Consider the following 15,265-nt stretch of genomic DNA (forward strand, 5'->3'; position numbering starts at 1 on the left):
GCATGAATTTCTTCATACGCCTTATCGAGATTTGGTGGCCCCTATTGGGTTCGAACCAATGACCAATCGATTATGAGTTTTAGGTTAGTAGTTTTGATGAAAATGCCTTCAAATTGATTCTATAGAATAATTTATTATATAACAGTGCTTTATTGTTATTTTTTCTGTTGATTTACATTGATTGATTTGGCTTGGTATTGATTCGGTCCGTAGCACACTCGTAGCACGGGCCTACCTCCTTGCAACTGGGTAAGATATAATCGAAGTACGTTCTCTTGATATGGAAGGATTGCCGTAGAGCAACCGAAGCATTATGAAAAACTCACTTCGATTTACTGTTAAAGAGCTAACGGCTTTGAAGCCGACAAACAAAAGAACACGTTATCATGACACAGCTGTTGATGGTCTTGTTCTCGAAGTCTCTCCCTCTGGTACGAAGTCGTTTCGTGTGTATAAGCGTGCGAAAGGTGCAAAATCCCCTTCCAACGTGAGTCTTGGTCAGTTTCCTAGTTTGACCATAGATCAAGCGCGAACAAAAGCTCGTGAAGCTCTTAACGAGTTAGCCATGGGAATTAATCCGAATGAGCGAATGCGAGTAGAAAAGAACCATCACGTTTCATTGCAAAAGGTGTTTGATGATTATCGGTTGTCAAAATCTTTATCCAGTAACACTCTGAAAGGATATGAGCAGGCGCTGAAGTGCTATTTTTCTACTTACTTGAAAAAGCCACTGATGGCGTTAACTGAAGAGGCAGTTAAAAAACTACATGCGGACATCTCTGCTGGTCGTATCGAAGGGATGAGAAGTGGCAGCCATGCGCAAGCGGATCTATGTATGAGGCTACTAAGAGCTCTGTTCAATTACGCAAAATATGAGTATCGCGGTTTTAATAATCAGATCATTTTTGCTGAAAACCCCGTCAAAATTCTTAGCCATCAAAGAGCGTGGCATAACGTCGAGAGAAGAAGAACTTATATTCGCTCACATCAATTAAAGGAGTTCTTCGAAGTACTCCATTCCAAGCGTGAAAGGTATATTCTGGAGAAAAATCAGTTTGGTTCGACTGTATGTGATTTAGTCGAAATGGCCGCGCTAACTGGCTTAAGAAGGAATGAGCTCCTTACTTTAGAGTGGGAGTCCATAGATTTAGATGCTAAGTCTTTCTATGTCAGTAAGACTAAAAATGGAGTACCACTTGAGTTGCCGATCGGTCATTACTTGTGTGAGCTATTAAGCAGAAGACTTAATCTAAAAGATGAGCGAGGCTTTGTATTCAATGTGGACAATTCTCAGGGACGCATTGTTGATCCAAGAAAAGTACTAAGTGCCATTAATGATGAGCTTAGCTTTGAATTCACTTTGCATGATTTGAGAAGAACATACACTACGGTGGCAGAGAGCTTAAGCCTTGGTACATACACGATAAAGCGTCTACTCAACCATAAGTCGAAAAGAGATGATGTGACAGAAGGTTACACAATTCTTACGCCAGAAGAGCTCCGTTCTCCATCTCAACGAATTGAGGATTACATCCTTGATAAGTCGGAAGTTAGGTCTAAGGTCTTACCTCAAAAGAGTTCGTCTGGCGCTGGCTTTTCTGAATTTATTGGGGACTTAGGTAATGAGGAGAAAAAGAAGCTGATGAAATTGTTAATGGATTCATTTTAGCTAACTGAGTAAGTTAAGAGCGCTCCGAGGTGCATTACTTGCTTGAGCTAGCATTGATGTGTTTACTTCTCTCAATATCGACTGTTTGGTTAGCTGAGTTGACTCTTTGGCAAAGTCTGTATCTCGAATTTGGCTATGGCTATCAGCCACGTTTTCTGAAGACTGAGATAAATTGTTTATAGCGTGGGACAGACGGTTTTGTGTAGCACCAAGCTTTGCTCTTTCTGAATCAACTGATTGCAATAACTTATCTAAGCTATTAAGCACACTGCCTGCTAGTTCTGGGATATCTAGAGATGGTAGTGCACTTATAATGCTTTTATTGGTTATTTCTACTTCTCCACTATGATAGTGCCCTTGCTCACTTGCGTAAGGATCATGCTGATTGTGAGGATAAAAATTATGATAGTGCCTTGTAGCTACAAATTCATTAGCATTAAGCGAGTAATAAACTAAGCGCTGAGACTCTACCCCATCACTTCTAACGTATTGCTCCGTTGATACATGTACACTATCGCCTAATCTATCATTGATCTGTTCAGCAGCATCGGTCATAGAAGAACCGGGCTCAATATCTACATACGTAACATCTTCTGTTCTATGCGCTCTACCAGATTCATAAGATATCCGCTGAATAACAATCGAATCCCCAGGTTCAGAGATCCAATCTTTCTTATATTCAGAATATCTTACAAATCTACGCTCTTTCGTCGTACTTTCTTGCTCTTCTTCACCTAAGTTCGGCAAATCAATACTGATAGTCTCACCGCTATCTGTACCGACTTGAAATGTTCTATGGTTATTCATACCATTAAGTAGTCGTTGCCCACCGTAACTAGTTGTTTCACTTATTCTATTCAGCTCATCTGTTAATGCATTATATTCTTGCTGAATAGCCTCACGATCTTCCGAGTTGAGAGAACCATTAGCATACCTTAAAGTCAAATCACGCATACGCATTAGGTTTTCCGTGTATTCTCCCATAGCACCTTCAGCGGTCTGAAGCATGGAAATACCATCATTAGCATTTCGGATTGCTACATCCATACCACGACTTTGAGATTGCAATCGATTAGAGATTTGAAGACCAGCAGCATCATCTTTAGCGGAATTGATTTTTAATCCGGACGAAAGACGCTCCATAGACGTGTTTTGCTTATCTATAGAGCGGTTCAGTTGGCTTTGGTACTGCATTGCTGGTGCATTAGTATTAATGCTTGAGATGCTTGTCATCATCCAGTTCCATTAAGATATCGAAGCTATTTCAACTAGTGGCTATGTGTTATGTTCAATATCGGCCGGATGTGCAATTAGTTTAGATTTTTTTGCACTAAAATTGGATTCAGACACCCAGATGCTTTGACTGGCGCTGAGCGTAGTATTGTTGAGCTTCTTTAGCTTTTGGTTTCTTTGCTTTTAAAATCAGCTGTTGGTAGTGATGGAGGAGCTGACTGCTTTGCACATCTAACCATTGTTTATCGAGTGATAGCAGACTTTCCTCAAGGTCTTTTTCGCTGAAGTACGAGTGAAAATCTTGCGTTCTGCTATAAGTTTTGTTGGTGATGAGTTGTGATATAACTTCCTTAGGTACGCCAATTAAAATACTTGGATCAAGAAAGGTTATATCTTGCAATCTAATATTTATACCGTTCATCTCAGTCAGTAGTAATGTTTTTTTCATCCTATATGGTAGGTGACGCCTCTCTACTCTCGTTGTTACAAGTGAAGAGTTTAAATAACTTAGTGCAAGGTTTTTATCTCTAATTGTTCGAACGTCAAATTTAAGTTCTTTTATTATTTTGTCATAAACAATAGTATGGCATGATTTGAATTTGGAACCTAAATATAGTGTCTCTTTAATACAATCTCCCCTTGGGTATTCATCTGTTATTTTAATTGTTCCTTTTCTTGGGTAGGCAATAACTAATGGAAATATAACTCCAATTATATTAAAACCAACATCAATACGGGTAATTCTTGCTTTTTCCATCAGTTGTGTATAACGCCGATTAGTTAAAGTGCTCTTTAAATATCCAAAAATAACATGATGTTCAAAGTCATTAAGATTGTTCGGGTTATAGCATATACGAATACTTTTCTTTTGGTTTTTTGATCTTTCTCCATCAGCAATATAAACAATCAAGTGACTTTTGTTTTTACCTTCTATAGTCATTTTGTATGCGTGATTATAAATTGGCCTGTTTTTTGTTCTTCCGTATGAAGTTTCTTTTTTACAGTCCCCATTTACCTTGCCGATAGCGTGTTTTTTGACAGTTAGGATACTATTTAAGTATAAAGGGATGTTCGAAGTTAGGTGGTTTGTTAGGTGTTGTATGTCACCATCACTGCAATTCATAGTAAAGACTAGTTTGTCGCAGTCTAGAGATAGATATTGCTTTGGGGTACCCAACATTTTTCTGAGCAATCTGCTTTGATACATTAACAGCGCTCTTTTACTTAGAATACCACTAGAACGATTGATATCTTTAATGTATGAGTAGGTATTCGTATCAATTAGTTTTCTAAGTCTATGATTCAATACTCTGGTTACAATACCTTTATTCTTGTCACTAAAACTGTTACTCCAGTGGCTATTGTCAATTGTTCTATTTTTATTACAGATGCTATTATTCATTACGTACATCCTTATATACGTACTATATTAATACTATTGTATTTATTTATTGGACAGTGATAATTATAAGGGTGTTACTTGTTATGGTTAAATAACGTTGAATCCAACTCTTCAAATGTATCAGCTAACCATTCGTTTACTTGATTAGCGTCTATTTGATATTTGTACTTCTCAATTGCATCCATAATAAGAAAGTGTTCGCCTTTTGAGATCTGTTCTAAAGCTGACTTTAATCCAATGATATTTATCATGTATAAATAGGATGTTGGTATGTAGTCTTTGATGCTATCTGCTAGTATAAAGAAAGATTCAAGTTTTATTTTTATATCTTTTATGTTCTCTATGTTTACTTTCCTTTTTTTTGGTTGAAGAAGAAATATGATGTCAGTATCAAATCCAATTGATTTACGGTTTCTTTGTTTGTCCAAATTTCTAGTTATTTTGATATAATCACATTTTTTGCTACCAATAATTTGGTACGAGTGACATTCTGAGCCACCAACTACATGTAAAAAACTTTTACATCGATTTAATGATAAGGCGATATTTTCCAATGCGATGTTTTTAAGCTTAAGTTCTACTGCAATTTTGTTGATTCGAGACTTCTTTCGTATAACTTTATCGATGAATTTAGTTGGGAATAACTGACTCAATGCCTCACTTAGCTCGTTGTAACATTGGTCAGGTATTTCATTCGTATTAAGTTCACACTTAACAAAGTTGATTGATGAGTTTCTTGGTTCCCATAGTATTTGAAGCAAAGAATTGTTAGTTGTTTGGTAGCTGATACAGTTTCGGTAATTGCAATCATTGCTTTTTTCTTTTGTGAAACGAGGATTTTTGAGTGTTAACGCTCTTAACCTTTGATTTAAGCGCTCATGGATTTTTTCAGATACAGGACAGGTGAAGCTCAGTTTTCGGACGATTAATGGTGAACGTTTGTCGATAGCTCTGCTGGCAACTTGATCGTTTAGGATCGAGAGGTAACCAAGCGTCTTATGCTGGTGAAGTGGTTTAGTAGTCATAGTTTGAGTTCCTTTGTTTTGGTTTGTGGTTGTCGCTGCTTGTGTTAGTGCTTACTCATTTCTATAAACCTTTTTATCGATTCTTCTGAGTAGAGAACTTTGGTTCCAATCTTGATCCAGCTGAGATCTGGACAACTTCGGTTGCAGCGCCATTTCGCGAGTGTTTGTGGTTTTAGACGAAGTAAACGAGCGGTTTCTGAGGTTGTATAAAACACTTGAGGGTAGTGTTCTGTGTTCATTGGTACTCTCCTAATGAGTGCTTAATCATTGGGAGTAAGGTTACTAAATGGCATTAGCTTAAGAATTTGGGGACAGAATTCTCAAAATTGGCTCTAGTTCGTTGCGGAAGGTAGGCTGCGTAATCTAGGATGATATCTTTGAAAAATATCCGGACAAAATTGCGTGCAAGTAGATTGATTACATTTTAAATTAGATAGTTAGAGGTTGCTTTGGGAGAGATCTACGTTGAGGTTGGTTGTAAACGTGTAGAGTTTGAAGATGGTAGACGGGAGCCAATAAAAAGAAAGGATATAAGCGAACTAAGAGCTTATATAACTAAGAAAAAAGTCAGAGATGGCAACGACTCTAAGTTTCTGAAACATCTAACGAAGTATTTAGAAGATTTTTTCTCGGCCAAGGGGGAAGAGAAGGAAGAAGAGTTAGAGTGGTTAGTTAAGTATTTGACTGTCGAACACCAAGACTTTTACGATAAGTTTCGAGATAACCTGCGCAAGAAGAAAAAGAGAGCACAAAAAAAGAAAGTCCAAACGCGTAATTTAAATGCTGAAGAAAAGGTGAGCAGAGCAGGAAAGTTAGCTCATAAGCTATTTCCTGATTAGCGATCTTTGCATCTAGATCATAACAATACTAGTTTGGGGGAGAGGGAAAATAGGACTCCCAAGCTATTAGAGGGAGCCCGACATATCAATCTCAATCCAGTATTTCTTCAAATACAAGCTTCAGCTTTTCATTAAAATCTTCTGGTAACCCTGTAGCGGGAGCTAAGTATCTTGATAAGAATATTGAGAACTGTCTAATTCTATTGTTTTTTGAGATCAGTTCTTTAGAGTAAGAATCTTTCTCACTTTTTATATCTACCAAACGTCTAAACGCCAACTCTCTAAGTGGGTTTACGACAGCAGAAATGTTGGCAGGAGAGTCCATTAGAGAACGCGATAACTCTATGAAGCCATTCCAGTTATTTAACTTCAGTTCTTTGTCACTTTCGCTACTTTCAATACCAGAGCTGAATGCTTGTAATTTGTTGCGTAACTCATAGCTATCCTTTCCGCTCCAAATATAGTATTTCAATGCTCTTTCAAAGACCTTTTCAGTAGCATCAAAATCCACGATATTTCTCAAATCAAATATAATCTGAGACATTAGGTATCCAAGCATTGAAAGAGTAAAAAAGTATATGGCTTGGTGCTTATCCTTTTCAGGATCGAATTCCCCCCTTACTTTCTTAAGTGCAGCCAAGAGTTTTCTGAATCCCTTTACGCAGTCTTGTTCTAATGGTAAGTCATTCAATAGAAAAGACATGTATTGCTCTAAAGCTAAATTTCCTTTACAGCAGCATTCCAGTTTCACCCAAGATTCAATAGATGTACTGTAAGCATAGTCTCTAGAAAACTCTAGCGAACAAGACTCCCCGTAGTTGCGGAACTGTTTTTCGTCAAACAAGTGCACGCCAATTTGTTTTGCAGATAGTCGATGTGCTTCTGAAGCGCTCTTTTTAAGGACAATGAATGCTTCATCACAACCAGAAAAACGCATCAATCCACTAGCCCAAAAAGCTCTATTGATAGGACTTGTTTTGTTTAAAGTTTTACAGTCGAAAATAACCTTTCTAGGTTTTCCGCTAGAGCCAATTGTCACACCAAGAGCGTCAACATCTGTAATTACAGTCGAAATATCAGATAACTCGCGATAGTTTTGAACGTTTACTTCAAGGAATGGAATCATGTTATTGACCAAGCAAAAGCGAACAGCCATTTCTTTCTGGTGAAGGTCTTTATCAAATTTAGCCATTACGTATCAAATCCCAGTATTAATTGTTCAAATTGCTCACCTGCTTCATTAGCTATGGCTACCTGTTGTCTACTTCTCAATTCTGCTGATGAAATAATCGATTGAATGTACTTTTCGTCTTTAGAAAGTGCTAATCGTGCTTCACCTTTGACATCCATACTTGCTAGCTCACCAGTTTCTAATAAACTAATGGCAAGGTTCAGAGCTTCTCTATTCTCTGGTTGTTCACTGAGAACAAACTGACATTGAGTAGCTGAAGTTTTGCGGAGATTCCCTACTTTTAGGAAAACTAAGTTTCTGTATTGATTCTGGGCTTCTGAATTAGAACCAATATAACCTCTGTCACGTAACGCTCTCAAAATAGCTAACGGTGAGCGTATTTTGTACGCATCTGCCAGTAGTTGTCCTTTGCGGACGCATGAGACTAGAGCCATGGCTCGCTCATATATTTCCCTATTCATTGCATCTAAACGGACATTTCCGGGCTTTGGTGTAAACACAAAGTGTTCTTTTTTCGTATTAAAATCAATGGATGGTGGCTTCAAGATCCCTTCACCACATAGTTGTAAGAGAAGGTCTTTTTGAACTTGAGTTAACTTATTTCCACCTAGTTCAGCTCTGCTTTCAATAAGGGAAAGAGGCCAGCCTTGGTTACTCTTGATGATATCAAGTACCTTAGAAATATCATCTGATCCAACTTTTACTGATAGATCAGCCAGCCCTTCAAGGTTATCAGAAAAGTAAAATGGACTAGCGAGAATATCACGGCCTCTTTTGCGATATTCTTTGAAGTAGTTTCCATACTCACCAATAGTTAGGCAACGATTGAGTACTTGGTTATCAATACCTGTCGAAGCAACAAGTTTATGCTTATTCTCTGGTTTACTCTGCAAATTCGATAAAATGAGAAGTGTGGCCTGCTCATGCTCATTCATATCTGAGAATGAAAAGTAGTCACCGACGCCTTCATACACATCTCTAAAGTGTGGTACTTGAGGAATGATGGAAATGATTTTTGAGCCTTTTTTATTGATTTGTATGTACTCGATTTCAGCGAGTATTGATAATGACTCTTTTACAGATGATGTTGGGATGTTGAAGTAATAAGAACTTACTAACCGAAGTGTTTCATATTCAATTTCCGGCATTCCGCGCAAGTGAATAGCTAGCGTAGCAGCCATTCCCATTTCTCTTAAGCCTTCGAAATCAGGCACGTCAGTATTGCCGAGCCCTGACTGGATATCATAAGACAACTCAACAAGCTTTCGCCCTTTCAACTCTTCCATTCCACACCTTTAACGTTATCTGTTCATATGTTTTTATGCCACTAGCGCAGTAAGCCTATTTTTTGATATTTGCCACTCCGAAATACTCTAGGTAACTTAGAAGTTGCTCTTTGGAAGTGGTCTATCGTCGACCAAGTATATATTAAATGAGGATTCTTTCTGTGACATCCACTAGTGCAAATTTAATTACTTAATAACTTCCAATGTGTTAATGACAATTATATTGCTCTATTTATCGAGGGAAGTGCCTTATTGCTATATGTTTCAGGGGTAGACTAGCAATCGCGCACCTTTGGAGCTAAGCGTGTCTGTAGACGCATAAGAGAGTTCTAACCATAGAATGGCAGTATTATTCTTTTAATCGGTTGAGTAGAAGTATGAGTGCTGTGGGACACTTCTATCGATTGAATTTAGATAGATGTAGACCACAAATTTTTAAAAATGTAGCACATGTGTAGCACAGAGACTGAAAAGCAAAAGGCCTGAGAACAAATTAATGCTCTCAGGCCTTTCTGTATATGGTGGCCCCTCGCAGACTTGAACTGCGGACCAATCGATTATGAGTCGACTGCTCTAACCACTGAGCTAAGGGGCCTTAATAGGACAACGATTATAGGGGAAGCGTTGCAAGGTGTCTAGATACCAACTAGGGCAATTGCGCTTAGTTTTTATCCACTTAGAACAGTAGATAATAAAAAAGGTGACCTAAAGTCACCTTTTTTGATTTCTAAAAGCTTGTATGCGCTGCGATTATTCGTCTAGGAAGCTGCGCAGAGTCTCTGAGCGGCTTGGGTGACGAAGTTTACGTAGTGCTTTTGCTTCGATCTGACGGATACGCTCACGAGTAACGTCGAACTGCTTACCAACTTCTTCTAGAGTATGGTCAGTGTTCATGTCGATACCAAAGCGCATACGAAGTACTTTCGCTTCACGTGGCGTTAGACCTGCAAGCACGTCTTTTGTTGCCACCTTAAGGCTAGTTGCAGTTGCAGAATCTAGCGGAAGTTCTAGCGTTGTATCTTCGATAAAATCACCTAGATGCGAATCTTCGTCGTCACCGATTGGTGTCTCCATTGAGATAGGCTCTTTAGCGATTTTTAGAACTTTACGAATCTTGTCTTCTGGCATTTGCATGCGCTCTGCCAGTTCTTCCGGTAGTGGCTCGCGACCCATCTCTTGCAACATTTGACGAGAAATACGGTTTAGCTTGTTGATCGTTTCGATCATGTGTACCGGGATACGAATCGTACGTGCTTGGTCCGCGATTGAACGAGTGATTGCCTGACGGATCCACCACGTTGCGTAAGTCGAGAACTTGTAACCACGACGATATTCGAACTTATCTACCGCTTTCATCAGACCGATGTTACCTTCCTGGATCAGATCCAAGAACTGTAGGCCACGGTTGGTGTATTTCTTCGCGATAGAAATTACAAGACGCAAGTTCGCTTCAACCATCTCTTTCTTCGCACGGCGAGCTTTTGCTTCACCGATAGACATACGACGGCTGATGTCTTTAATGTTCTGTACGTTTAGAGAAGTCTCTTCTTCAATCATTTTTAGCTTAGCGATTGAACGACGGATTTCTTCTTCGTTACGTTTGATCTTTTCAGCGTATGGCTTGTCTGAAGCAAGAACTTCATCCAGCCAAGCTTCACTTGATTCATTACCAGTGAACAGCGCGATGAATGATTTCTTCGGCATTTTGCCGTATTCAACCACAGACTTCATGATCAGACGCTCTTGTGTACGAACGCGATCCATAGCAGTACGCAGTTCATTCACTAGGTGATCAAACTGTTTAGGCGTTAGACGAAACTCGCGGAATACGTCTAGCATCATTTCATTAGCAACGGTTGCTTTCGGGCTGTTATAGCCGTACTCGTTGATTGCTAATTGAAGATTTTGATAGGTGCTGCGTAGTTGGTTGAATTTCTCTAGCGCTAATTCAGGATCGATACCTACATCTTCTTCAGAATCATCTGAATCGTCATCGCTATCTTCGTCGTCATCAACGTCTTCATCGTCTTCTTCTTCTAACTGAGATTCAGTCAGTTCAGAACCGATGTGTGTTGCCGTTGGTGCAGCGGTGTCGTCAGCATCTGGATCTACAAAACCTGAAATTAGGTCTGTAAGACGTAGTTCTTCAGCTTGAACTTTGTCAAATTGCTCAAGAATGTACGGAATTGTGCCTGGGTATTCAGCAACAGACGATTGAACTTGGTTAATACCTTCTTCAATACGTTTTGCGATGTCGATTTCGCCTTCGCGAGTTAGAAGTTCGACAGTACCCATCTCACGCATGTACATACGTACTGGGTCTGTTGTACGACCAATCTCACTCTCTACGCTAGAAAGTGCAGCGGCTGCAGCTTCGGCTGCGTCTTCATCGGTAATATTTGTGTCATCGTTCAGTGCTAAATCATCAGCATCAGGAGCAGTTTCTACTACCTTAATGCCCATGTCGTTGATCATCTGAATGATGTCTTCTACCTGTTCTGAATCTACGATTTCAGCAGGTAGGTGGTCATTTACTTCGGCGTAGGTCAGATAGCCTTGTTCCTTGCCTTTAATAACAAGTGACTTTAGCTGTGACTGCGGATTGTGATCCATAGACGGTATCCAACTTCGTAATCTGGTGAAGGAATCAGTATGCGAAATGCAAACCACTTACTATAACAAATTAAATCGTTGCTGACTAATTAAACAGGGTTACGCTTTTAAATCTAGCATAAGTGCTAGCAGCTCCCTTTTCTCTTCGGCTGATAAACCGACACTTCTTGCTTTGGCCTGCAGGTTTTCAATTTGTTTTTCTACGCACTGGGCAATAATTTTATCCAGTGAGTCTAAAAAGATTTCTTCTTGGTTGTCCTCATCGAGTGGAATGTCCCAACTCGCGAGACGAGACAGAAGGGTCTCATTTTGGCTGTTTCGCCAATGCTCTAATAATTGGCCTGTGTTGATATGGGGATGCGCTTGGCATTTATCAAGTACATCAACAAATAAACTTAGACCAGGAATGGGCAAATCTCTAACGCTAGTTAGATCTGGCACCATACTTACGTATTGTGGGTTTTGAATCAGTAACGCGATCACTTCTCGCATCGGCGTTCGCTTGATTTCTTTATGAGGTTGAGGCCTTTTATCCTCTTTACCTTGTTTTGAAATTAGCTGCTGTAGTTGGCGTTCATCAACCAAACCCAAACGGCGGCCAAGCAATTCTCTCAAGTATAGTCTTAAAGTGCCGCCAGGGACTTTATCAATGAGAGGAACCGCAAGAGTACTCAGTTTTGCCATGCCTTCTTTCGTGCTCATATCGACCTGCTGAGTCAATGAGCTGAACATGAATTCAGACAAGGGCATCGCATTAGACACTTGCTGCTCAAATGCTTGTTTTCCGTTTTGTCGGATATAAGAGTCGGGATCTTCTCCATCCGGCAAAAACATGAATTTTAACTGGCGACCATCCGTTAGGTAAGGCAATGCATTTTCCATGGCACGCCACGCGGCTTCACGGCCTGCGCGGTCACCGTCATAACAACACACGACGGTGCTTGTTTGCCTGAATAACACTTGCAAGTGATCGCCCGTTGTCGAGGTTCCCAATGAGGCAACGGAATAATCTACGCCATATTGAGCAAGCGCGACAACATCCATATAGCCTTCAACCACTAAAATTTGTGGTGGCTCACGGTACGCTTGTAGTACTTCATAAAGGCCATACAACTCTTTACCTTTATGAAATATCGGGGTTTCGGGTGAGTTGAGATATTTTGGTGTCCCATCACCTAATACTCGACCACCAAAGCCTATTACTCGACCGCGTCTGTCTCGAATAGGAAACATCACTCGACCACGGAATCGGTCGTAGCGGTTGCCTTTATCGTTTTCAATCAACATGCCGCCAGTGACGAGCATGTCTTGGTTTTCTTTATTCTGGCCAAAGTTCTTACGAACTAAATCCCATTCATCAGCCACATAGCCGATGCCAAACTTCTGGACGATTTCACCAGACAGGCCGCGATCTTTTAGATACTCAATCGCCACCTTACTTGCTGGCTGTTTGAGTTGGTTACGATAAAATTGAGCAATGCTGCCCATTAAGTCGTATAGGTTACGTTTTTCACTGCTGCTTGCTTGTGGGCCTGACTGAAACGAACCATTACCGCCGCTACGTTGTTCGCGAGGAACATCTAAACCCAAGTATGAAGCGAGTTCTTCAATGGCTTCGACGAATTCTAGTCGGTCGAATTCCATCAAAAAATCGATGGCATTTCCATGCGCGCCACAACCAAAACAATGGTAGAACTGCTTTTCTTGACTGACACTGAATGAGGGTGTCTTTTCGTTGTGGAACGGGCAGCATGCGCCGTAGTTTTTGCCTTTTTTCTTAAGTTTCACACGTGCGTCGATGATATCGACAATATCAAGTCGAGCTAGAAGGTCATCGATAAAACTGCGAGGGATGTGTCCAGCCATAAAACCTAACAAAAAAAGAAGATGATGAGTGGAGTGAATGCCTTAAAAGAATGAGCGTATTGCCCATTGATTTCATTCCATCCATCCAGATACAAACAAGCCGTGCGCTCCAAAGGATAGCACGGCTTGCTGCAATTGGGTGGGGTACCTTAAGCCAATTTAGCGCGAACTAAACCGCTTACTTTACCCATATCTGCACGCCCTTGAATTTGCGGTTTCAGAACGCCCATTACTTTGCCCATGTCTTGCATGCCAGCTGCGCCAGATTCAGCAATCGCGTTCTCGATGAGAGCCGCTACTTCTTCGTCTGTCAGTGGTTGAGGCATAAAGTCCTCAAGAACGGTAATTTCTGCTTGTTCCGCATCAGCAAGATCTTGACGACCCGCTGCTTCAAACTGCGCTACAGAGTCGCGACGTTGTTTAACCATCTTGGTCAATACTGCAAGAATGTCGTCATCGTTCAGAGTAATCTGTTCGTCAACTTCACGTTGCTTGATTGCTGATAGGGCTAAACGAATAGTACCAAGGCGCAATTTGTCCTTGGCTTTCATCGCTAATTTTTGCTCTTCTTTGAGTTGATCAATCAGAGCCATAACTAAATTCCTTTTGGAGCTCAGTTATTAGTACAGGCGAACGCGACGAGCGTTTTCGCGAGCTAGCTTCTTAGCGTGACGCTTTTGAGCTGCTGCTTTAGCGCGTTTGCGAACTGTAGTTGGTTTTTCGTAGTGCTCACGACGACGCACTTCAGAAAGGATACCTGCTTTTTCGCAAGAGCGCTTAAAACGACGTAGAGCAACGTCGAACGGTTCGTTTTCACGTACTTTAACTACTGGCATATGCCTTTCACCTCAGGGGTTATTCGTTAACGCTGGTATTCAACAGACCAAATCACAATTGTTAGGTCTCTTACCAGCTTGATCAAAAATGGTGCGGAATTTTAATCCGATCACAACTACTTTGTAAAGCCTTTTGTCGATTATTGTCTGTACAAAATTTGTTTGCAGCACCAAGGCGAGGTAATATGACGCCCAAATTTCCTCTATACAGAAAGCATACTGAGAAAACCATGCGCATTATTGGTATTGAAACCTCTTGTGACGAGACTGGCATCGCAATTTATGACGATGAAAACGGTCTCTTGTCACACAAGCTATACAGCCAAGTAAAACTGCACGCAGATTACGGCGGTGTGGTGCCTGAGTTGGCTTCACGTGACCACGTAAAGAAAACCATTCCTCTTATTAAAGAGGCACTAAAAGAAGCGAACTTAACTTCAAAAGACATCGATGGTGTCGCGTATACCGCGGGGCCTGGTCTTGTTGGGGCGCTATTAGTGGGTGCGACTATCGGTCGCAGTATTGCTTATGCTTGGGGAGTGCCAGCGGTACCTGTTCATCATATGGAAGGTCACCTATTGGCCCCAATGTTGGAAGATAACCCTCCACCGTTCCCGTTTGTGGCGGTATTAGTATCGGGCGGTCACTCTATGATGGTGGAAGTGAGAGGCATCGGTGAGTACAAAATTCTAGGTGAGTCGATTGATGATGCGGCGGGCGAAGCGTTTGATAAAACAGCGAAGCTAATGGGTTTGGATTACCCAGGCGGTCCACTATTATCTAAACTGGCGGAAAAAGGTACACCGGGCCGCTTTAAGTTCCCGCGCCCAATGACGAATGTGCCAGGTTTGGACATGAGTTTCTCTGGTCTAAAAACCTTTACGGCTAACACGATTGCTGCAAACGGTGATGACGAGCAAACCCGCGCGGACATCGCATTGGCATTTGAAGAGGCTGTGTGTGCTACGTTGGCTATTAAATGTAAGCGCGCGCTTGAGCAAACAGGCATGAAACGCATTGTTATTGCTGGTGGTGTGAGTGCTAACCGTCGTTTGCGAGCTGAGTTAGAGAAGTTAGCGAAGAAAGTTGGCGGCGAAGTTTACTACCCACGTACTGAGTTCTGTACAGATAACGGTGCGATGATCGCTTACGCAGGCATGCAGCGCTTGAAGAATGGCGAAGTGGCTGATATGTCAGTAGAGGCTCGTCCACGTTGGCCAATTGATCAACTAACACCTGTCGCTTAGTCAAATTTATGCGGTAGGTTTGAAACCGGTTCTTTGTAATAAAGGTCTCTGCTCCTC

The 15,265-nt window shown here is 41.0% G+C and carries 13 protein-coding genes and 1 tRNA gene; 3 read left to right on the forward strand and 11 right to left on the reverse strand.

What is annotated here, in order from left to right:
* The first annotated feature begins 313 nt into the window (after nucleotides 1-313).
* Entirely contained in the window at nucleotides 314-1,669 is a 1,356-nt protein-coding gene (locus tag R8N28_RS08700) for a tyrosine-type recombinase/integrase (protein WP_256955165.1), read from the forward strand.
* On the opposite strand, the gene R8N28_RS08705 is transcribed toward R8N28_RS08700, so the two are convergent.
* The 4 genes from R8N28_RS08705 to R8N28_RS08720 all read right to left on the reverse strand — a co-directional run bounded on the left by R8N28_RS08705 (nucleotide 1,670) and on the right by R8N28_RS08720 (nucleotide 5,568).
* Nucleotides 1,670-2,905, reverse strand: coding sequence for a flagellin (locus R8N28_RS08705; RefSeq protein WP_274613476.1), 1,236 nt, complete (start codon nucleotides 2,903-2,905; stop codon nucleotides 1,670-1,672). It abuts the gene before it with no gap.
* A 106-nt stretch (nucleotides 2,906-3,011) separates the two neighbouring features.
* Nucleotides 3,012-4,304: a hypothetical protein gene (locus R8N28_RS08710; protein WP_256955164.1), complete on the reverse strand. Its 1,293-nt coding sequence runs from the start codon at nucleotides 4,302-4,304 to the stop codon at nucleotides 3,012-3,014.
* 74 nt (nucleotides 4,305-4,378) lie between these two features.
* Nucleotides 4,379-5,329, reverse strand: coding sequence for a hypothetical protein (locus R8N28_RS08715; protein WP_256955163.1), 951 nt, complete (start codon nucleotides 5,327-5,329; stop codon nucleotides 4,379-4,381).
* A 44-nt stretch (nucleotides 5,330-5,373) separates the two neighbouring features.
* Entirely contained in the window at nucleotides 5,374-5,568 is a 195-nt protein-coding gene (locus tag R8N28_RS08720) for a helix-turn-helix domain-containing protein (protein WP_203506763.1), read from the reverse strand.
* Between the two features lie 210 nt (nucleotides 5,569-5,778).
* On the opposite strand from R8N28_RS08720, the gene R8N28_RS08725 reads away from it, so the two are divergent.
* Nucleotides 5,779-6,168, forward strand: a complete 390-nt coding sequence (locus R8N28_RS08725; RefSeq protein WP_256955162.1) for a hypothetical protein — start codon at nucleotides 5,779-5,781, stop codon at nucleotides 6,166-6,168.
* Between the two features lie 91 nt (nucleotides 6,169-6,259).
* Here the strand turns inward: R8N28_RS08725 and R8N28_RS08730 are convergent, their stop codons facing one another.
* The 7 genes from R8N28_RS08730 to rpsU all read right to left on the reverse strand — a co-directional run bounded on the left by R8N28_RS08730 (nucleotide 6,260) and on the right by rpsU (nucleotide 13,961).
* Nucleotides 6,260-7,360, reverse strand: coding sequence for a hypothetical protein (locus tag R8N28_RS08730; protein ID WP_318183346.1), 1,101 nt, complete (start codon nucleotides 7,358-7,360; stop codon nucleotides 6,260-6,262).
* Nucleotides 7,360-8,646, reverse strand: a complete 1,287-nt coding sequence (locus tag R8N28_RS08735) for a hypothetical protein (RefSeq protein WP_025506307.1) — start codon at nucleotides 8,644-8,646, stop codon at nucleotides 7,360-7,362. Before R8N28_RS08735 ends, R8N28_RS08730 begins: the two co-directional genes overlap by 1 nt.
* A 519-nt stretch (nucleotides 8,647-9,165) precedes the next feature.
* Nucleotides 9,166-9,241 (reverse strand) — tRNA-Ile (locus R8N28_RS08740).
* Between the two features lie 155 nt (nucleotides 9,242-9,396).
* A complete protein-coding gene (gene rpoD, locus R8N28_RS08745) occupies nucleotides 9,397-11,259 on the reverse strand; it encodes an RNA polymerase sigma factor RpoD (protein WP_005395986.1) in 1,863 nt (620 codons plus the stop codon).
* A gap of 99 nt (nucleotides 11,260-11,358) precedes the next feature.
* Nucleotides 11,359-13,125: a DNA primase gene (gene dnaG / locus R8N28_RS08750; protein ID WP_005379719.1), complete on the reverse strand. Its 1,767-nt coding sequence runs from the start codon at nucleotides 13,123-13,125 to the stop codon at nucleotides 11,359-11,361.
* Nucleotides 13,126-13,274: 149 nt separating this feature from the next.
* A complete protein-coding gene (locus tag R8N28_RS08755; RefSeq protein WP_005379720.1) occupies nucleotides 13,275-13,718 on the reverse strand; it encodes a GatB/YqeY domain-containing protein in 444 nt (147 codons plus the stop codon).
* Nucleotides 13,719-13,745: 27 nt separating this feature from the next.
* Complete coding sequence (gene rpsU, locus R8N28_RS08760; RefSeq protein WP_001145625.1) at nucleotides 13,746-13,961, reverse strand: 30S ribosomal protein S21; 216 nt, start codon at nucleotides 13,959-13,961, stop codon at nucleotides 13,746-13,748.
* Nucleotides 13,962-14,191: 230 nt separating this feature from the next.
* Here rpsU and tsaD point away from each other — a divergent pair, with 230 nt between their 5' ends.
* Nucleotides 14,192-15,208, forward strand: a complete 1,017-nt coding sequence (gene tsaD / locus R8N28_RS08765) for a tRNA (adenosine(37)-N6)-threonylcarbamoyltransferase complex transferase subunit TsaD (RefSeq protein WP_005379854.1) — start codon at nucleotides 14,192-14,194, stop codon at nucleotides 15,206-15,208.
* The last annotated feature ends 57 nt before the right edge of the window (nucleotides 15,209-15,265 follow it).

Source organism: Vibrio sp. Vb1554, from assembly GCF_033344235.1.

Coding starts and splice junctions, on each gene's coding strand:
- R8N28_RS08700 (WP_256955165.1), top strand. CDS start 314: ATGAAAAACTCACTTCGATTTACTGTTAAAGAGCTAACGGCTTTGAAG.
- R8N28_RS08705 (WP_274613476.1), bottom strand. CDS start 2,905: ATGATGACAAGCATCTCAAGCATTAATACTAATGCACCAGCAATGCAG.
- R8N28_RS08710 (WP_256955164.1), bottom strand. CDS start 4,304: ATGAATAATAGCATCTGTAATAAAAATAGAACAATTGACAATAGCCAC.
- R8N28_RS08715 (WP_256955163.1), bottom strand. CDS start 5,329: ATGACTACTAAACCACTTCACCAGCATAAGACGCTTGGTTACCTCTCG.
- R8N28_RS08720 (WP_203506763.1), bottom strand. CDS start 5,568: ATGAACACAGAACACTACCCTCAAGTGTTTTATACAACCTCAGAAACC.
- R8N28_RS08730 (WP_318183346.1), bottom strand. CDS start 7,360: ATGGCTAAATTTGATAAAGACCTTCACCAGAAAGAAATGGCTGTTCGC.
- R8N28_RS08735 (WP_025506307.1), bottom strand. CDS start 8,646: ATGGAAGAGTTGAAAGGGCGAAAGCTTGTTGAGTTGTCTTATGATATC.
- rpoD (WP_005395986.1), bottom strand. CDS start 11,259: ATGGATCACAATCCGCAGTCACAGCTAAAGTCACTTGTTATTAAAGGC.
- dnaG (WP_005379719.1), bottom strand. CDS start 13,125: ATGGCTGGACACATCCCTCGCAGTTTTATCGATGACCTTCTAGCTCGA.
- R8N28_RS08755 (WP_005379720.1), bottom strand. CDS start 13,718: ATGGCTCTGATTGATCAACTCAAAGAAGAGCAAAAATTAGCGATGAAA.
- rpsU (WP_001145625.1), bottom strand. CDS start 13,961: ATGCCAGTAGTTAAAGTACGTGAAAACGAACCGTTCGACGTTGCTCTA.
- tsaD (WP_005379854.1), top strand. CDS start 14,192: ATGCGCATTATTGGTATTGAAACCTCTTGTGACGAGACTGGCATCGCA.